This is a genomic window from Pseudomonas sp. TH31 (assembly GCF_016650815.1).
GTDB lineage: Bacteria > Pseudomonadota > Gammaproteobacteria > Pseudomonadales > Pseudomonadaceae > Aquipseudomonas.
Genome location: NZ_JAEKEZ010000013.1, coordinates 143,520 through 161,692, shown reverse-complemented (window position 1 = coordinate 161,692; position 18,173 = coordinate 143,520). Strand labels below are relative to the sequence as shown.

At 55.8% G+C, this 18,173-nt stretch carries 13 protein-coding genes and 3 pseudogenes; 3 read left to right on the top strand and 13 right to left on the bottom strand.

All coding sequences use genetic code 11. The features are described 5' to 3' along the window. Nucleotides 1–18: 18 nt before the first annotated feature. Both JFV26_RS10270 and JFV26_RS10265 read right to left on the bottom strand, forming a co-directional pair. Complete coding sequence (locus tag JFV26_RS10270) at nt 19–498, bottom strand: LabA-like NYN domain-containing protein (protein WP_054052625.1); 480 nt, start codon at nt 496–498, stop codon at nt 19–21. Between the two features lie 137 nt (nt 499–635). Next, complete coding sequence (locus JFV26_RS10265; RefSeq protein ID WP_201191970.1) at nt 636–1,418, bottom strand: DUF2076 domain-containing protein; 783 nt, start codon at nt 1,416–1,418, stop codon at nt 636–638. A gap of 177 nt (nt 1,419–1,595) precedes the next feature. Between JFV26_RS10265 and JFV26_RS10260 the strand changes: the two genes are divergently transcribed. Then, complete coding sequence (locus tag JFV26_RS10260) at nt 1,596–2,270, top strand: YciC family protein (RefSeq protein ID WP_201191968.1); 675 nt, start codon at nt 1,596–1,598, stop codon at nt 2,268–2,270. A 73-nt stretch (nt 2,271–2,343) separates the two neighbouring features. Further along, nucleotides 2,344–3,423, top strand: coding sequence for an endonuclease/exonuclease/phosphatase family protein (locus JFV26_RS10255; protein WP_201191966.1), 1,080 nt, complete (start codon nt 2,344–2,346; stop codon nt 3,421–3,423). A 74-nt stretch (nt 3,424–3,497) separates the two neighbouring features. On the opposite strand, the gene JFV26_RS10250 is transcribed toward JFV26_RS10255, so the two are convergent. The 5 genes and pseudogenes from JFV26_RS10250 to JFV26_RS10230 all read right to left on the bottom strand — a co-directional run bounded on the left by JFV26_RS10250 (nt 3,498) and on the right by JFV26_RS10230 (nt 9,370). After that, on the bottom strand, nt 3,498–4,331 hold the full coding sequence (locus JFV26_RS10250) for an ABC transporter ATP-binding protein (RefSeq protein ID WP_201191964.1): 834 nt from the start codon (nt 4,329–4,331) through the stop codon (nt 3,498–3,500). Beyond that, nucleotides 4,319–5,122: an ABC transporter permease gene (locus JFV26_RS10245; RefSeq protein ID WP_201191962.1), complete on the bottom strand. Its 804-nt coding sequence runs from the start codon at nt 5,120–5,122 to the stop codon at nt 4,319–4,321. The genes JFV26_RS10250 and JFV26_RS10245 overlap by 13 nt, the downstream gene beginning before the upstream one ends. A gap of 9 nt (nt 5,123–5,131) precedes the next feature. After that, nucleotides 5,132–6,117: pseudogene (locus tag JFV26_RS10240) on the bottom strand (ABC transporter substrate-binding protein). Between the two features lie 359 nt (nt 6,118–6,476). Continuing rightward, nucleotides 6,477–7,846, bottom strand: a pseudogene (locus JFV26_RS10235) (aspartate aminotransferase family protein). Nucleotides 7,847–7,878: 32 nt separating this feature from the next. Next, nucleotides 7,879–9,370, bottom strand: a pseudogene (locus JFV26_RS10230) (aldehyde dehydrogenase). A gap of 228 nt (nt 9,371–9,598) precedes the next feature. Here JFV26_RS10230 and JFV26_RS10225 point away from each other — a divergent pair. Continuing rightward, nucleotides 9,599–10,528 (top strand): LysR substrate-binding domain-containing protein, encoded by a 930-nt coding sequence (locus JFV26_RS10225; RefSeq protein WP_201191960.1) that lies wholly within the window; start codon nt 9,599–9,601, stop codon nt 10,526–10,528. A gap of 503 nt (nt 10,529–11,031) precedes the next feature. On the opposite strand, the gene JFV26_RS10220 is transcribed toward JFV26_RS10225, so the two are convergent. The 6 genes from JFV26_RS10220 to JFV26_RS10200 form a co-directional block, all read right to left on the bottom strand. Continuing rightward, nucleotides 11,032–11,832, bottom strand: a complete 801-nt coding sequence (locus JFV26_RS10220; RefSeq protein ID WP_124303683.1) for a hypothetical protein — start codon at nt 11,830–11,832, stop codon at nt 11,032–11,034. After that, nucleotides 11,829–12,416 (bottom strand): hypothetical protein, encoded by a 588-nt coding sequence (locus JFV26_RS10215; RefSeq protein WP_124303685.1) that lies wholly within the window; start codon nt 12,414–12,416, stop codon nt 11,829–11,831. Before JFV26_RS10215 ends, JFV26_RS10220 begins: the two co-directional genes overlap by 4 nt. A 102-nt stretch (nt 12,417–12,518) precedes the next feature. Continuing rightward, on the bottom strand, nt 12,519–13,367 hold the full coding sequence (locus JFV26_RS10210) for an exonuclease domain-containing protein (RefSeq protein ID WP_124303687.1): 849 nt from the start codon (nt 13,365–13,367) through the stop codon (nt 12,519–12,521). A gap of 429 nt (nt 13,368–13,796) precedes the next feature. After that, nucleotides 13,797–13,964 carry a hypothetical protein gene (locus JFV26_RS33395; protein WP_241190678.1) on the bottom strand — a complete coding sequence of 56 codons (168 nt, stop codon included), beginning with the start codon at nt 13,962–13,964 and terminating at the stop codon, nt 13,797–13,799. Between the two features lie 263 nt (nt 13,965–14,227). Continuing rightward, complete coding sequence (locus JFV26_RS10205) at nt 14,228–16,279, bottom strand: integrase (RefSeq protein ID WP_201191958.1); 2,052 nt, start codon at nt 16,277–16,279, stop codon at nt 14,228–14,230. Then, nucleotides 16,276–18,117 carry a hypothetical protein gene (locus JFV26_RS10200; protein WP_242487789.1) on the bottom strand — a complete coding sequence of 614 codons (1,842 nt, stop codon included), beginning with the start codon at nt 18,115–18,117 and terminating at the stop codon, nt 16,276–16,278. The genes JFV26_RS10205 and JFV26_RS10200 overlap by 4 nt, the downstream gene beginning before the upstream one ends. Between the last annotated feature and the right edge of the window lie 56 nt (nt 18,118–18,173).

Here is an 18,173-nt window from a genome sequence, read left to right as displayed (position 1 = left end):
GTTTCAACTCCGTAAAAATCAATTCTTGAGCAGCAACGCGCCTTCGATCGGCACATAGCGGCTGGCGGCGCGGATCAGCGAGTTCGCGGTCAGGCCCGGCACGCCGTAAGCCACGGCTTGTACGCCATGCTTGCTGATGATGCGCTCCAGCAGCATGTCGAAATCACCGTCGCCGGAGGCCAGCACCACTTCGTCAACGTGATCGGCGGCATCCATGATGTCGAGGGTGATGCCCACGTCCCAGTCGCCCTTGGCCGAGCCGTCGCTGCGCTGGATGTAGGGCTTGAGCTTCACGATGAAGCCCAGGTTGCGCAGGATCTGCTGAAATTGCTGCTGCTTGCTGTCACCGCGATCGATGGCGTAGGCATATGCCTCGACAATCTCGCCCTGTTTACTGATATCTGCCCACAGCGCGGCATAGTTGAAGTGGCAACCATAAGCCTGACGCACGGTGTAATAGAGGTTTTGGACATCGGCAAACACTGCAATTTTTTTCACCGTGCATCCTCATGAGCGCACAAGCGCGCGGGCAGGATCAGGCCCCAGGCCCGAAAAGTAGCCCAGTATGCCAGCCTGAAGGATTGTTCCGCGAATAATCGGCCCGGGGCGTTTGCGCGCCCCGGACGAATGGTGGGTCAGACGAAGGAGTCGTCGTCATCGCCGCCGAAGAACGATGAGTCGTCATCGTTGTTGTAGTCGCTGTCGCTAAGGCCACCCTGATCGTTGGAGTCGTTGCCGGCCATGCGCTGGTCATTGCCCCGGTCACTACCGCTTTGATCGTTGACCTGAGCCGGTTCTTCCTTGATGACTTCGACGACTTGCTGCGGCTGCTGATTGCCGTGGAACAAACTGCTGATGCCTTCTGCCAGCATCACACCGCCGGCCACGCCGGCTGCGGTTTTCAGCGCACCGCCGAGGAAGCCGCTACCGACCGGGGCCTGCTGTTGCGGTGCGTAGTTTTGCTGCGGGGCGCCGTAGTTCTGTTGCGGTGCACCGAAGTTCTGCTGTGGCGGCTGCGAATTGAACGATGGCCGCGCCGGTTCACGCCAGCCGCCGGTCGATGAAGGGGCGCTTTGGGTTGGCGCAGGCTGCGGATCGCGGGAGCCACCGCCGAAAATACTCGACAAGAAGCCACCACTGGCCGGTGCCGGAGCGCTCGCCAGGGCCTTGGCCTGTTGCAGTTCGTCCTGCAATTGCTGGATTTGCTGGACTTGTTGCTTGTTCTGTTCGTCAAGGCTCTTGATGGCAGCCTCTTGCACCAGAATCGCCTGGGTCATGAAATAGCCCGCAGCGGGCTGGCGAGTCAGGTGTTCCTTGATCCGCGCCTCGGCTTGAGCGTCGCGCGGGGCTGAATCCGTTTCGGCCTGTTGCAGCCGGGAAAACAGTCCATCGATCAGGGTTTGTTCTTCGCTGTTCATGGCGACCTCGTAGATTGCCGGGAATATCGTCGTCCTCATCCACGATGGACGAGGTGCTTACCAGTTATGGGGCTGATACAGGATGTTTCAATAGCCTTTACCTAACGTTTACGTTTGCGCCCCCCGGCGCTTCATCGGTTAAAGTGTGGGACTGCTTTTAACCTGCGATACCGACTGATGAATCCGTTCGATGTGCTGCGTGACTCCTTGTACTTCTTCAAGCGCAATCTGGGCCAGATCGTGCAGCTGTGCCTGCCGCTGGTGATTCTGGAGGCGTTCTTGCAACAGCTTGTGGATAACAACGTCGGCCCGGACGGTTTCCCCGGTTACAGCGTGGTGGTCGGTTTACTGGTGTATCCGCTGTACACCGCCGCGCTGATCCTGTTTCTCGACGCCCGCAGCCGTGGCGAATCGCCGCGCATCCGCGACCTGCTGGCGATGTCGGCCACGTTGTGGCCACGCTTCGCCCTGCTCACCGCGCTCAACACCTTGCTGATCCTGATCGGCCTGTCGCTGTATTTCCTGCCGGGCCTGTGGCTGATGGTGACGCTGGCCTTCGCCGAATACTTGCTGGTGCTGCGCGGCATGGCGCCGCTGGCGGCGATGAAAGAAAGCCTGCGCCTGACCCGCGGCCATTTCCTGCGCATTCTGGTGTGCATCCTCTGTGTAATGGCGCCGTTGTGGCTGCTCAAGGGCGCCAGCTACGCGGTCTATCCCGAACCGCAGAACCCGGCCATCGCCCTGCTGATCGACAGCGCCCACAGCTTCCTGCAACTGTTCACCAGCGTGGTGCTGTTCCGCCTGTTTATGCTGATTGGCGAAGTGCCTGACAAAAACGACAGGCCTGCCTGACCGCTCTACCCTTAGGCGCGGCCCTCGCTCTCGGGTATGCTCGGGTCATCTTTGTAACGCTATAAGCCGAGCCATGACCCGTCTACTGCGCTACACCCTGCTGGGCCTGTTTGCTTTCATTGGCCTGATTGGCCTGCTGATCTACAGCGTGACCTGGCGACCCGACGCCAAGGAAGTGCTGCCGGTCAGTTGCAACGCCAAGGCGCCGACCCTGGTGCCTGGTCAAGCCTTGAAGGTGATGACCTGGAACGTTCAGTACCTGGCGGGTAAACGCTACGTGTTCTGGAATGACCTGGCCCAGGGTGATGACAAAAGCCCGACACTCGAAGACATGGCCTTCAGCCTTGATGAAGTGGCGCGAGTGATTCGTGACGAGCAACCGGACATCGTCCTGCTGCAAGAACTCGATGACGGCGCCAAGGCCAGCGACTATCAAAATCAGTTCAAACTCTTGCAGGAACGGGTCGCCGACCTTTATCCCTGCAGCGCCCATGCCTTCGGCTGGAAGGCCGACTTCGTGCCTGACCCGCATATCTTCGGCAGTGTCGGCCGGCAGTTGGCCACCCTGAGCCGCTACCAGATCGAACATGCCGAGCGCCTGCAATTGCCGGTGGCGCCCGCCAACTTCATCAGCCGTCAGTTCAAACCGAAAAACGCTTTGCTGGTGGCGTATCTGCCGTTGAGCGATGGCGGGCAGATCGCGGTGCTCAACACCCACCTGGACCGCGTCCGCCAGCCCGACGACACCTTGCAAGCCCAAGTGACAGCGGTGGCCAAGGTCCTCGACAAGTACGAAAGCCGCGGCACACCGTGGTTGATTGGCGGCGATTTCAATCTGTTGCCGCTGGGCCAATACCGACGCCTGTCCGCCGAGCAACGTACGCCCTACTCCGCCGACAGCGCATTGCATGTGCTGTGGGACAAATACCCGATGATCCCGACCAACAACGAAGCCAGCGGTGTCGATCGGGCGCAATGGCTGACCCATTACCCGAACGATCCCGGCTTGAACGGCCCGGACCGGACGGTCGACTACCTGTTTTACAGCCCGCGGATCAAACGGGTCGAGGCAACGGTGCGCCAGGACGATACGTTGCGGATCTCCGACCATTTGCCGGTGATCGCCAGGTTCCTGTTGCCGGCCGCCCCGTAGCAGCCGAGCGTGCTTGTGATGGAGGCCTGCCCGGCAACATTCATGTCGACTGGGCAAGCTCGGTGCCTACAGACTCAATGCTCCTCCAACTCGTCATGCAGCAATCCAAAGATCCTGCGTTTCATGTCGATGAACGAGCGTTCCATGACCATGTCCAGGGTCCGTGGCCGCTCGATCGGCACGTCCAGAATCTGCTTGATCCGCCCGGGCCTCGCGCCCATGACATAGACCCGGTCGCCGAGCAGGATCGCCTCGTCGATATCATGGGTCACGAACAATACCGTCTTCTTGCTGTTGCCCCACACTCGCAGCAACAGTTGCTGCATTTGCAGGCGTGTCTGGCTGTCGAGGGCCCCAAAAGGTTCGTCCATCAGCAGGATTTGCGGATCGTTGGCCAAGGCCCGGGCAATCGCCACTCGCTGCATCATGCCGCCGGAGAGTTGCTTGGCGTAGTTGTCGGCGAACCCGGCGAGCCCGACTTCATTGACGTAGTAGTCGACGATTTCCTTGCGCTGGGCCGCCGCCATGCCGCGACGCTTGAGGCCGAACTCGACGTTCTGGCGCACGGTCAGCCACGGAAACAACGTATAGCTCTGGAACACCATGCCGCGATCGGCGCCCGGCCCCTCGACTTGCTGGCCACCCACGTAGATTTCGCCCGAGGTCGGCTCGGCGAGGCCGGCGGTGAGGTACAAAAGGCTCGACTTGCCGCAGCCCGACGGCCCCACCAGCACGGCAAATTGTTGGTCCGGAACTTCGAATGACACCTGCTCCAACGCGGTAAAGACACCGCCATCGGGCTTTTTATAGCGCAGGCTGACCTTGTCCACCTGCAGCCGTGGGGCGCCTTGCGCCGGGGCGGCCTGGGGCGCGACAAAACGTGGGTTGACGGCGGTTACTGAGCCCATGCGGCGATCCTCAGACGTAGGAAACGGAACAATTGATCGGTGACCAGGCCCAGCAGGCCGATGATCGCGATGGCCAGAAAGATCACATCCACCTGGAAGCCGCGCATGGCCTTGAGGCTCAGATAGCCCAGGCCACTGGAAGCGGCAACCAGTTCGGCGACCACCAGGTAAGTCCAGGCCCAGCCCATGGTGACGCGCAAGGTGTCGAGTACACCCGGCAGCGAAGCCGGGGCGATCACATGCAGCACCGCGTCGCGCCGATTTGAACCCAGTGTGTAGGACGCGTTGATCAGGTCCTTGGAGATGCCTTTGGACACGTCCGCAATCATCACCAGTTGCTGGAAGAACACACCGAAGATAATCACCGAGACCCGCTGCTCCAGACCGATGCCGATCCACAGGATGAAGAGCGGCACAAACGAGGTCACCGGCAGGTAGCGAATGAAATTGACCATCGGTTCGAGGAACGCCTGGACGATGCGAAAGCTGCCCATCAACAACCCCAACGGCACGGCCACCAGCGATGACACGATAAAACCGACCATCACCACCTCGACACTGGCCCATACGTGCACCCCGAGGGTACCGTCGCGGCCCAGGCGCACGGCGGCCTCGACCACCGCGCCTGGTGTCGGCAGAAACATGCCCGGCACTACGCCGCCGTAGGACAACCCGGCCCACAGGCCGACCAACAACACCCAGGCCAGGCCGCTGGCGCTCCAGACCAACTGCACCGGCAGGCTGGTCTTGGGCGTGATGCAGCGGCTCAGCCATGAATTGCGCTTGAACATGCGGACCTCCTAGAGCGGGCTGACGAAGCGGTTGTCGATCAGGTCGTCATTGTGACGTTGTAGGGCTTGCCCTGCAATTCGCTGGCGGTTTCATTGGCCAGTTTGATCAACGGTGCGCTGTCCCCCGGCTTGCCCGGCGCGCCGAACAGTTTTTCGCTCATGGCCTGATCGTAGAAGCGCACGCCTTGAGCGGCCGCTGCCAATTCCTTCGGATCGGCCAGGTAGCCACCGACGCCCTTGGCCATGATTTTGTAGGCTTCTTCCGGATGCTCACGGGTGTACTTGACCGCTTTGTACAGACCGGCCACCAGCGCTTTCACGTCTTCTGGCTGCTTTTCGATGACCGAACAGTTAAGCGCCACCACATCGACAATCACCCCTGGCGTACTGCTGCTGTCGATCAGCACCTTGCCCTGCTGCTTGCTGCGGACCATCGACAGATGCGGCTCCCACGTCACGGCGGCCGGCACGCGACCGGCGATAAACGCAGTGGCGGCGTCATCGGCGGTCATGTTCTGCACGGTGATGTCGCTCATTTTCATGCCGTTCTTTTTCAGCAAGTAGGACAGCCAGAACTGCGAAGTCGAACCTTCGTTCACGGCCACGGCCTGGCCCTTCAACTCCTGAAGACTCTTGACGTCCTTGCCGACCAGTACACCGTCACCACCATGGCTATCATCCAGCGCGGCGACGGCCTTGAAGCAGAACTGCGGACGGTACTTGAGCACTTCGTCGATGGTCGATGCCGAACCTGACAATTCCCCCGAGGCCTGGGCGGCCATGTACATCGAGGCCTCCTCGACGACGGGCAACTCGACGCTCAGACCGTTTTCCTTGAAGTAGCCCAGGTCCTGGGCGAGGTAGAGGGTGCCGTAGCCGACCCACGTGGTATGGCCGATGGAAAGGGTACCGGCCTGGGCGCTGGTGGCGACCGTCGCGGCGATGGCGGTGACCGCCAGTGGGTGAGCGAAGCGGGTAAGCAAGGACTTGATCATGGAGCACTCCCAAAGCTGTTGATTTAGTTTTGTAATGGGCAGTACGGCCAGTGGCCTCGAAGCGGATGCAACTGAGGGGCTCTATTCGGCCCCTTGGGTGGTCAGCGTCTGGCTGACTGGCAAGGTCGATGTTGGCCCATGCCCGGGATTAGGAAAATTAGGAAATATGTGGCTGCGAATGATGAAAAAGCTGTGTAGCACGCACTGCAATCGGGCGCCGTGGGCAGGGATGCCCGGGGTGGGTGCAAGACGCCAGAAAAAGCAAAAGATCGCAGCCTGCGGCAGCTCCTACAGGGGAATAAGATCCTCTGTAGGAGCTGCCGCAGGCTGCGATCTTTTCGGACTACAACCGTTTCAGATCAGAGCCGGCCGTATTCCTGCGCCGTACGATCCAGCGCACGCAAGGTTTTGCCGACCAACTCATCAACCTCTTCGCGACTGGCAATCAATGCCGGCGCCATGATCATCCGCCCCAGTGTCGAGCGAATAATCACCCCCTCCTCGAAGCCTATCGTGCGGCAGCGCCAGGCCATGTCGTTTTCATTGGCGAAACGCTTGCGACTGCCCTTGTCCTCGGCCAATTGCAGCGCCGCGACCATGCCCACGCCCTGGATATCGCCCACCAGCGGATGGTTGCCGAACACCTCGCGCAGGCACTGTTGCAGATAAGGTCCGATGTCATCCTTGACCCTTGCGACCACGCCTTCATCGCGCAGCGCCTTGAGGTTGGCAATCGCCACCGCCGCCGCCACCGGGTGCCCGGAATAGGTCAGGCCGTGGGCAAACACCCCGCCCTGCTCCACCAATACCGAGGCTATTTTCTTCGACAGGATCAACCCGCCCATCGGGATATAACCGGAGGTCAGCCCCTTGGCGATCGACAAGGTGTCCGGCTCGAAACCAAAGTGCTCATGGGCGAACCATTCTCCGGTGCGGCCAAAGCCTCCGATCACTTCGTCGGCACACAACAGCACATCGTACTTGCGACAAATGCGCTGGATCTGCGGCCAGTAGCTTTCTGGTGGAAAGATCATGCCGCCGGCGCCCTGGAACGGTTCGGCAATGAACCCTGCGACCTTGTCCGCGCCCAGTTCGAGAATCTTCGTTTCCAGTTGCTGCGCCGCCCGCAGGCCAAATTCGGCCGGGGTCAGGTCGCCCTCGTGAGCGAAGTAGTACGGCTCATCGATGTGCTCGATGTCCGGAATCATGCCGCCCATTTCGTGCATGAATTTCATCCCGCCCAGCGCCGTCGCGGCCAGGGTCGAGCCGTGGTAACCGTTCCAGCGACCAATCATGATTTTCTTTTCGGGCTTGCCGAGCACCTGCCAGTAGCGGCGCACGGTACGGATCAACACCTCGTTGGCTTCAGAGCCGGAGTTGGTGTAGATCGCATGGCTGTAGTGCCCTGGCAACAGGCTGAACAGCAGCTCCGACAGCTCGATCACCTGCGGGTGGGTGGTGTGGAAAAACATGTTGTAGTACGGCAACTGCTCCAACTGCCGGGTCGCGGCAGCGGCCAGGTCCTTGCGGCCGTAACCGAGATTGGTGCACCACAGCCCGGACATGCCGTCGAGGTAACGTCGACCGTCGTTGTCCCACAGGTGCAGGCGCTCGCCACGGACCATCACCGGGGCCCTTCGTCATTGAGTGCCTTCTGATCGACGAATGCGTGGATGTGGTGCGCAGCGTCGGCGGCCTGGTAGTCACGGGTTTCACGTGGTGTGGTCATCGCCAGTTCTCCATTTTTATTATGAGCGGCTGTTATGAGCGCAGCTGAAACCAGGTGGTCTTCAACTGGGTGTATTTATCGAATGAATGCAGCGACAAGTCACGGCCGAAACCGGACTGTTTGCCCCCCGAAAGGCACCGTCACATCCAGCGCATCGACGCTGTTGACCGACACCGTGCCAGCACGCAGTTGTCGCGCCACACGGTGGGCGCGATTGAGGTCGTCGGTCCACAGCGACGCGGCCAGGGCATAGACGCTGTCGTTCGCCAGTTGCAAGGCGTGGGCCTCGTCATCGAACGCGGTGACGGCCAAGACCGGACCGAATACTTCATCGCGAAATAACGGCATGTCCGGGCGCACGCCGGTAAAAATGGTCGGCTGGATGAAGTTGTCACTGCCGTTGAAGGTCGACTGCCGGCCACCGCAGACGTTGGTCGCGCCCAGGTGTTCGGCGTCCTGGATGAACCGCATGATCCGTGCGGTCTGACGGCTATCGACAATGGCCCCGGCGCAGCTCGCCGGGTCCAGCGGATCGCCCGGTTGCCAGCGCTCGGCCTGCACCTTGAGGCGTTCGATGAATTCATCGTGAATCGAACGTTCCACCAGCAGTCGCGAGTTGGCCGAGCAGACTTCGCCCTGATTGAAAAAGATACCGAACGCGGCTTTTTGCGCGGCCAGGTCCAGATCCTGGCAATCGGCGAACACCAGGTTGGCACTCTTGCCGCCGCACTCCAGCCATACCTGTTTCAGGTTCGATTGCGCCGAGTACTGCATGAAGTACTTGCCGACTTCGGTGGATCCGGTGAACACCAGGCAATCAACGTCCGGGTGCAAACCGAGCGCTTTGCCGGTCTGCTCGCCAAGCCCCGGCAGCACGTTCAGCACCCCCGGTGGCAGGCCGGCTTCCAGCGCCAGCGCGGCCAGGCGCAGGGCGGAAAACGGTGATTGTTCGGCGGGTTTGAGAATCACCGAATTGCCGGCGGCGAGGGCCGGCGCGAGTTTCCAGGCGGCCATGTCCAGCGGAAAGTTCCACGGCACCACTGCGGCGACCACGCCCAAGGGTTCGCGAGTGATGGTCGCCAGCACATTGCGTGCACTGGGGGCGATCTGGTCGTAGAGTTTGTCGAGGCTTTCGGCGTACCAGCGAAACACCCCGGCGGCGCCCGGCACGTCGATGTTATAGGCGTCCATCACCGGCTTGCCCATGTTCAGCGAGTCGAGCAGCGCCAGTTCTTCGCGGTGGGTCATGATCAGGTCCGCCAGGCGCAGCAGCACTTGCTTGCGCTCGGCCGGCGAACGCGCCGACCAACTGCCGGCCTCGAACACTTGTCGCGCATTGCGCACGGCTGCGTCCACCTCTTCACCGCCGCAAGCGGCCACGTTGGCCAGGCACTGGTCGGTCGCCGGGTTGATCACCCTGAAAGTCTGTCCCGACCGCGCCCAACGAGGTTTGCCGTCGATCACGGCCTGGTCGGGAAACTGCAGCGCAGCGGCTTTATTTTGCCAATATGCAAGCTCGAACACGTTCAGATGCTCCATGGGCTTTTCTTGTGTCTGGATGGTGGCCCAGGACTGTGTCCAGTAAAAATAGTAAAAATGTCATCGCAGACGATGAAAAAACTAGGCAGCCAATCTCCCCCAGTCGAACCGCATGTGGTTATTGTTCAAGCATAAAAACACCGTCGTCAGAACGGATGCGGGCGGCGCGCAAATTGCCTGGATGTCGAGTTCATCCAACCCCTGAGGTTTGCCGTGGCTGCCTACAACCTGCGTCAATTGAAGTATTTCATCACCACCGTCGAGTGCGGCAGCGTCGCCGAGGCCTCTCGTAAGCTGTATATCGCCCAGCCGGCGATCTCCACGGCGATCAAGGGCCTGGAAGACAGCTTCGGCGTGCAACTGCTGATCCGTCATCACGCCCAGGGCGTATCCTTGACCCCCAGTGGCGCGCGTTTCTACCGCAAGGCCCAGGAATTGCTGCGCATGGCCAAGGAGTTCGAACAGAACGCCTTGGCCGACAACGACGTGGTGGCCGGGCAAATCGATATCGGCTGCTTTGAAACCGTCGCACCGCTGTACCTGCCACAGTTGATTGCCGGGTTCTCGGCGCTGTATCCGGGGGTGGGCATCCGCATCCGCGACGGGGAGCAACAAGAGTTGGTGCAAGGCCTGACCTCCGGCACCTTTGACCTGGCGATTCTGTATGAACACGACCTCGATGCGACGATCCAGACCGAACCCTTGATGCCGGCGCAGCGGCCTTATGCATTGCTACCGGCCGACCATCGCTTTGCTCAGCTCAAGCAAGTATCGCTGCGCGATCTATGTCTGGAGCCGATGATTCTGCTGGACGTGCAACCGAGCCGGACCTACTTCGTGAGCCTGTTCGAAGAGTTGGGCCTGACGCCACGAATCGCCTTCAGTTCACCGTCGATCGAGATGGTCCGGGGGATGGTCGGGCAAGGGTTCGGCTTCTCGATCCTGGTCACGCGGCCGCATTCGGAGTGCACCTATGACGGCCAGAAAGTGGTCTGCGTGGACATCGTCGAAGACGTCACCGGATCAGGGCTGGTGGCAGCGTGGTTGAAGCGTGGGCAGTTGACCAAACCTGCGCAGTTGTTTGCCGACTATTGTCGGGAGCAATTGACTGCCAAGGCTGAAGGGTCTGCTTCGGTCTCGTGATTTTTAAGATCAAAAGATCGCAGCCTTCGGCAGCTCCTACAGGGATCGCATTGCAATGTAGGAGCTGCCGAAGGCTGCGATCCTTTGATCTTCAGCTTTTACGCGGCTTGATCCGAGCAGTCGCCTCGGCCACCAACGGATCATCCGGCCAGTAATGCGCTATATCAAGTACCCGGCGTACCTTTGACACCTGTGAAAGCCCGTATTTGCAGGGTTTTTAGCCGATTCCCCGAAAACGCATTGACAGTCAATCCTGATGAATAGTTTGACTAGAAAATGGCGCGTAATGGTTCTGTGTTTGACTGGGTAATTGCACTCCACCTGACCACCCATTTGCATTCGACTTGACCAGTCGTTTGCATCGGATTTGACCAGCACACTGGGTGGCCCTGACTGGCAGAAGTCGACCCATTGCAGTCATTTGCTAATGTTCTGGTTAGGGCTGCGGAACGCAGTCTCGAGTGACCGCAACTAACAACTTGAACCCGTTATTAGCCGACCTGTTAATAGTTGCTAGGTAGTGCCGCTTGTTCGCCCCATGCATAGAGGTCTTTGCCCTGAATGCACTCAAGAAAACGAATCGTCGCGTGGTACTTGATGGCTTCGGGACTGGTGAAGTCGTTTTTAGCTGCGTACGACGCGGCTTTCTCCCGCAGAAACTTAAAACCAAGAATATCGTTGGGAAATTCCGGTGCATCCCATTGTGAGTATGGCTTATCGACTTCGCCAATCAATGCGGATGAGTACCAAGAGCGGAGCTTGATGAATGGATTCAGAAGCAGGACTCCATCCGCCCTCTTTGACCATACTTTTTCACGAGCGAATGCATCGATAACTCCTGGATTTTCAGCTTCATAGGGCCTCCAGGCCGAAGGCATAATCGTGATCCCGATCCACTTCTCCTGCTGCTCTGCTTTGTAGGCTTCTATCAGTGCCTTGCCGAAATAGACTTGATGGCGGCCTGTGGAGTCAAGATCGACCTCAAACTCACCAAATGAGATTGCTCCCCTTGCAGGAATACCTGCCGCCAGCAGTGCGGATAGGACCATGCCGCCGATGGCATAGATGTCCAGGAATGCCCAACTGCCATAACCTTTGGGCCCTTGATAGAAGAGGAAGGTATCTGAGAAGTAAATGGTCTTGAAGAGCCCATTCAGTTCTTCCCATCGCCCAAAGGCTTTAAGTGCGTTATCAATGGTCGCGTAGATTTCTTGGGTACTCTTCGTTTCCACCAGTTTGCTGAAACCAAGAATGTCTAGGAACAGCAGATAGCGCCCTTGATTCCAATCGGTATCTGTTTTCATGATGGCTGCCCTTTGGCTAGAGGGAGAGCATTGCGATCACGACACAGCTCCCTTTCCACCCGGTAAAGAAAAGAAATCTGCCAGAAGCCAAACGCAGCAACGCTAAGTGAAACGAGCAATACCCAGCATCGTAGGTCGATAATAACGGAATTGCTTTGTCCACTGAGTGCCGCGACGAGCCCCGCCAGTCCGGAAACAAGGGCGAAATGTGCGACAGACCAGCGGTAGGTTAGATAGCCGCTAAGCGACTGAGGCAGGTCTTCTGAGTGCCTCCAGCGAAGAAACTTAGCGTATGGCTTGGCATAGCTAACACCTTCCACAAAAAACTCTGCCGGCGCCGAAGCGTTCAATTTCCAAGCTATAAAATCGAAAACAACCCACAGAACGAGTCGGTAGATTGAGAAAGCTGTAAATCCGATAAGGGCCACACACAATGCAGTGGGAACTTGATTGGACAGAGCCCATTGAAAGATGGTCCGAGGATCATTCAGGCTCATCACCAATATGGTCGCAATCACAGCGCCACTCAGAAGGTAGCGAATTGCTGCTTCCAGGCTTGAAACCAGTGATATGAGTTTGTCCATGCAATCCTCTTGATTCTATCTTTGGAATTAAGGGCACGTATTGGCGCATTCCAAAACGTCGATCCTTGAATGACTTGTTATGCGCCACAGGGCTCATGACGACTACACACCAATGAGGTGGCCAAAGTCGCTTTCTCCGAGTATGCGAATTTTCTGGCCTTTCGCCATGAGTTCTTCGGCCTTCCTATGCTTAGCGCTCTTTTCTGCGCCAGCCAGCATGCGAATGTCTTGGTCGCCGACAACAAGCAGAGTGGTATGTTTCGTGACGCCAGTTGTAACATCGCAGCCTGCTAACGATGCAACATTGGCAGCTTCTTGGCGTGGTATTGAAAGTGCCCCGGTGAACACAACCACATTACCAAATAGTGGGCCGTCTGGATTGGCGGTGCGAACCTCGGAGGATGATAATGAAGCAGTTGGTCGCAATGCCAAAGAGCACCAATCGGCAGCACTTGAACCAGTTTCCTGAATTGCTCTAAGTAATATTTCACCCGCAGCACGCGCATCCTCTTCTGCATCGTGATGCTTGAAGCTTATGCCGAAGTGAGCGGCAACATTTGCAAGCCCATAACCAGACTGTGAAAAAATAGGCCAAGTGCGCCTAACAACTCGCGCCGTATCAAGCCACCGGCAATCAAGTGAGATTGTTGAAGACTTTTCACAGGCCCTGCGAATTGCAGTTCTGTCGAATGGCGTATGGCTAGCCAATATTTGATTAGAGAAATTGGCTCTCAGGCGATCATGTACTTCTATCCAATGCGGTGCCGATGCAACCATTTCCTCATTTATGCCGTGAACTGAAACGTTGTGAGAATCAAAGTAGTCATTTGGATTAACGAGCGTGCTCCATGACTCTGAGAATTGTCCGTTTGAGAAAACGGCGATGCCAACTTGGCAGATGCTTGCAAGGTCTGGATTGGCGGTTTCAACGTCAATGACTACGAAATCCATGGTGCCTCCTTAGGCGACATGCCATGTCGCGTTTCTTGTCGCGATGGCTTGTCGTATAACGTTCCTTGTCGTCCTGTAAGTCCTTGTCTAACTTAGAGGTGGTCGCGGCATACGCGACATTGCTCAGGGAGAAACGCGACATGGATGACGGCAAGCCCTGCTACCCTCTAGAGTCGAAAGCAGCGCCAATGACCCTACCCATTTGCCATCACGGTGTCCACCGTCCCTTTTGGCCGTTTTTTGCCGGTCAAGGCCACCCAGCGTGCTGGTCAAATCCGATGCAAACGACTGGTCAAGTCGAAAGCAAATGGGTGGTCAAGTCCATGCAATTAAGCATTTGACTAAGGATTGTAGCCGGGACCGTCTAGTGGACACCGTCTCTGGAATCAGAAAGGCCCTCCTCCTCGTGGTCCAGGTTTGGACAATTGATCAATGCGGACGTCTGAACTGCTTGACGTTAGCAGTGCCCGTATTTGTCAACGAATACTCCAACTCACGTACCCGATCCCATAACTTCATATTTTGAGCCAAAACCTTATCGCGCTGAATTTGGGCCGTTAACAGCTCTTTTTCTAGCAAAGCCAACTGACTTTCCATCTGTCGGATTCGTCGACCGTTGGGTGAAGTCCCTTTGCCGGCCCCTGTCCGAACAGACTCAATCTTTGCGAGTAGCGGTAAGTGCGACTTACGAGATTTCTTTAAGTACCCACGGTCAAACCCCGCTTCGAGACTGACAATGCTCGCAGTGAGCTTCCAAAGGTCTAGGCCTACATGCTCAGTGACCACGGGCTTCCCATCTAGGAGACGCTGAAAAGCGTTCTCACATGCACTCAGGCCACTACTATCAACCAGGCCACTCTTCATAGTGATAACTCCACGGTATCAATCAACCGAGCTTTGTAGGCCGTCAAACGCTCAATATCACCCTTCACAATTTGATATTCGCCAGAGTTTTCCGGGTAATTGCACAATTCGTTCGTTGCGTCCTCGATAGCCGCATCCAAGTTCGAGCGTTTTATAATGGCTCCCTCACAAGTCAAGCACTCGGTGTAATCACCCAACAGAAACGAATCGCAACGACCTGCCTTGGTACAACCACCAAGAAGCGTTGGCCTGTAACTGATTGCACCATTTTTAACCCGCTGTTCAGTGTCAGCACGGACATCTTCAATTCGGACCTCACCCGCCCGGAGCCGTGTTTTCTGCTTTTCCATATATGAGCCAGTGCCGCCAAATAACGGCTCCTCACTGAATAGAAGATCAGCAATCAGCTGATTGGCTACAGCCATGGGCATAGCCATCTGGTATTCGAAGGCAAAGTGATTGCGAGGCAGCAAAAAATCATTTTTGTTCTCATCGTAATAGCCAAATATCGTGCGCAAATTCTCATAGTTATTAGCGTAATATCGAGCCATCTGGATGGTCATGTGTTTAAACTGAGTTCGAAGCGTTGGCAGCGAGAGAAAGCCGCTGCTGCTACCATAAAATGCCAGCGAACGTCGGAACTGATGCGTAGTCAGCGGCCAGGGCTGGCCAACTGCGAATTCCGGGTCGTTGTGAAAATCCCGAGAGGGGTCGCTTTGACATAGTTCTTGTACATCCTCGGCCTTAATCAACATCGATCGTAAGGTTGACTCCTGAGTAGACCTTAAAGAAAAGCTCGTAACACCAACCTCTGCTTTACCTCTCGTAAAACTCAATATTGATGGATTGAGAAAAAGCGGACAGCGATCATCTAGCTCAACTCTATATAGCTTAGCGAGACCGCGGCAAATCGCTTTAGCAATCTCGATAGCCTTGACGACTTCATCTGGGGCGAACCATGTACTTTCCTTCTTGTAACCCGAAAATTTTGTGGTGGTCGATAGAATATTTACCGACTGTGACTTATCCCGCAGTATGCCTTCATCATCAAGAACTGCTTCCTGGGCGATTTTATCGGATAAACAGATATAGGACATTCGCATGACCTCTTGATCGCGCATGCCGGTGTAAAGGTGGACTACGGTTGCCAGCGCATACTGCATCTGCAGCAAGACGGTCTGTAAATGTCTCTTATGAGCGCACGCAAACTGTCCGGAGAACACCGCGCTCAGATCGTGGTCCTCGAGTGCCTGAGTCATGTCAGGGTGAAAGCTAGCGTTGTAGCCCAGATCTTTTTTTTGCCTTATGCGCGTACGGCCATAGTGCTCATTGGCAAAACATTCTATAAATGACTCGAACTTGTTTAGACCGGGGTGTAGCTGATCGATGAGGTCACCAGTAACATTGATCAGGGTCAAATAGATACGCGTAGGAATAACGGGATGTTGTTTTGAATCCGGAGCTTTAAGATCAAATGCACTTGGGTTGAGCACGGCGTACCCCAATCGATTACCGCCTACGCTAACCAACGCCCGCAATATTCCGGTCAGAACTTTACCAACAGGTTTTTGCTCACTAATAAACGCCGCAAGATATACCGGCACTGTGAACAACTGTTCCAAAGAAAGCACGCCGACCAAGCGCTTCTGCTTCTGCTCATAACAAAATTTCATGGCCATGCGCAAAACCATCCAGTACTGACTCAACGTGGATACACTGAGCGTACCGCGCCGTCCACCGCCTGCAAAATAGATCAGGCAGTACAGCAAATACTTGGCATCATCGATCAATACTGTTTGCTCTTCCCCTTCGCCATCAAAAACTGTATCGAAAGATATTCGATTAACTTTTTTTGCACTCAACCTGTATGGATTGAAGTCCCAAGAAGTCCCGTTATATATCGCCGTTGCTGTGCCATTCTCATCGCGACATAGCACAAAGTCTGGACTGGGCTTCCCATATAAGTGAAAGGCATTATCTGGCTCAGAGGTATCAGCAAACTGACCGCTAGCAAAGAGACTGCCTATGGACTGAACAACATCACTCAAAATGTCACCCCCAACCTTTCATAACGGCTCAAACGGCTTTCCCAAAACGCAGTAATTTCACCATACTCAAACACTTTTATTTTGACCGCTTCGACCGTCTGCCTCGTTGAATCAGAGCGTTTGCAAAGCGCTTCGATGATAAACTCAATTCGGATAGACAGATCTTTGTATAGTGCCTCAGCGTGAGCCACGTCAGGAACCGTTTTGCGCACAGAATTAATTACGTACTGCAAGCTCAACAACTTATGTAGATCCTCTTCGTCGCTGTGGCAGATATAATGCTCGCAATATAAACACCCGTACTGTGTGCGGCAGTTCAGCTCGACAAATTCCCCCACACCCGCTACGGGCGTCGGATGGTTGAAGCCATCGCAATGACCCGCTGCGGTTCCGATCGCGCCATCGCTGTGATCCTGGCTGCGCTCACGTATGACATGGGCTGCATGGCGCATGGATTGCCAAAATTGGCCGAATTCGGCGTCTTGCTGCTCAGGTGTCGCATCAGCGTAAGTCGATAGGTTCACTACCTCAGTGTGGTTCAGCGATACCGCTATCGTAGAGGGCGAAATGCGAGCAGAGTGCATCCCATTGCTCTTATGTTTTCGCATTTTACGTGCCGAAATTATAGGTACATTCGGATCGAGGAAGACGCCTTTAATCGAATGGTAAAATTTGGTAACGGCTTGAGTTACGGAGACCTCAGCGAAGCCAGTAGGAAAGTTTTTACGTTGAGTGACATCGGGACAGGTAAAGAACAACCTTTCATGCGTTGTGCCATTTAAAATCCATTCACGAAGCTTTAGGTATTCTTTCAAAAGTGGCAAGCCAGTGTTCCGCCCAATATTATAGGTCGTCGATTTCCCTCCAGCGCGAAACTTCACGGCAGACAACTCTTTCTTCAGAGGGGATTTCTCCACTTCCTGCGCATCTTCGTAGCTGAATTGGGCAAGCTCGGTTGGCGTGGCACCCGTGATCAACAAAAAGAGGCACGTGTAAGCCCTTGCAGCAAGATACGCCACATGCAGACGGTGCCAATGGCGGTTATCTTCATTGGAAGAGTCTAAGTAAGTTCGCGCCCTTGCCAAATCAAAGGCGACGCTACTTCTAACCCCGGCCTTGCTGCCACGCTTAACACCGGCAGAAATATACTCCTCCACCGTTGCAATTCGACGCTCAGCCGCATTATAAGAAAGCGGAGATACCTTGAAGGGTCCAACCGCACCATGAAACGAAGGAAATACTACAACTTCATAATCCCTGATGCTGACCACACATGGGTACGGCTTGTTGGCCAAAACAAAATCCCCGCACTGTAGGGCAATAGCCAAACAAACGTCCCTATACAACTCAACATGTATATTACTGGCTGACGCCGACCCCCTGTCTGGAATTATTTTAACCGCGCCCGAAAGAATATGATGATAGCTATCAGGAAAACATAACTCGATCAGTCTCACGGCTCCGCCTTGAAACTGCGAGGCTGTCGTGGGTTTCCAAATGCTATGTGCTATCTGGTGATTAAGATACGCGGTATAATCCCGATATGCTTGTTGTGCATACATCTCACTGAAAAAAGCTTCTTTGTAGCCGTTCGTATCTGCCCAGTCGATAAACCGTTCGGCGTTGCTGAAAAATTGCAATACCGATGCGTCACGCAATCCTATAAATGACTCTAGAAGCCTTACAACAAGCTCACGGCGATTTTCAACAAACGAACTAATTACAACCGGCGTTCCGCGATTGTCCTTCGCGTTTTCATTTTTCCTTCTAAGTGAATAGACGAAACTGCCAACATCCAACGGTTTCTTTTTCACCTTCGCGGACAATTGAAGACGCAAGCGCTCCGGCTCGGAAAACTGCTGAGCCAACTCAGTTGGTGTAATAATCAGCGTAT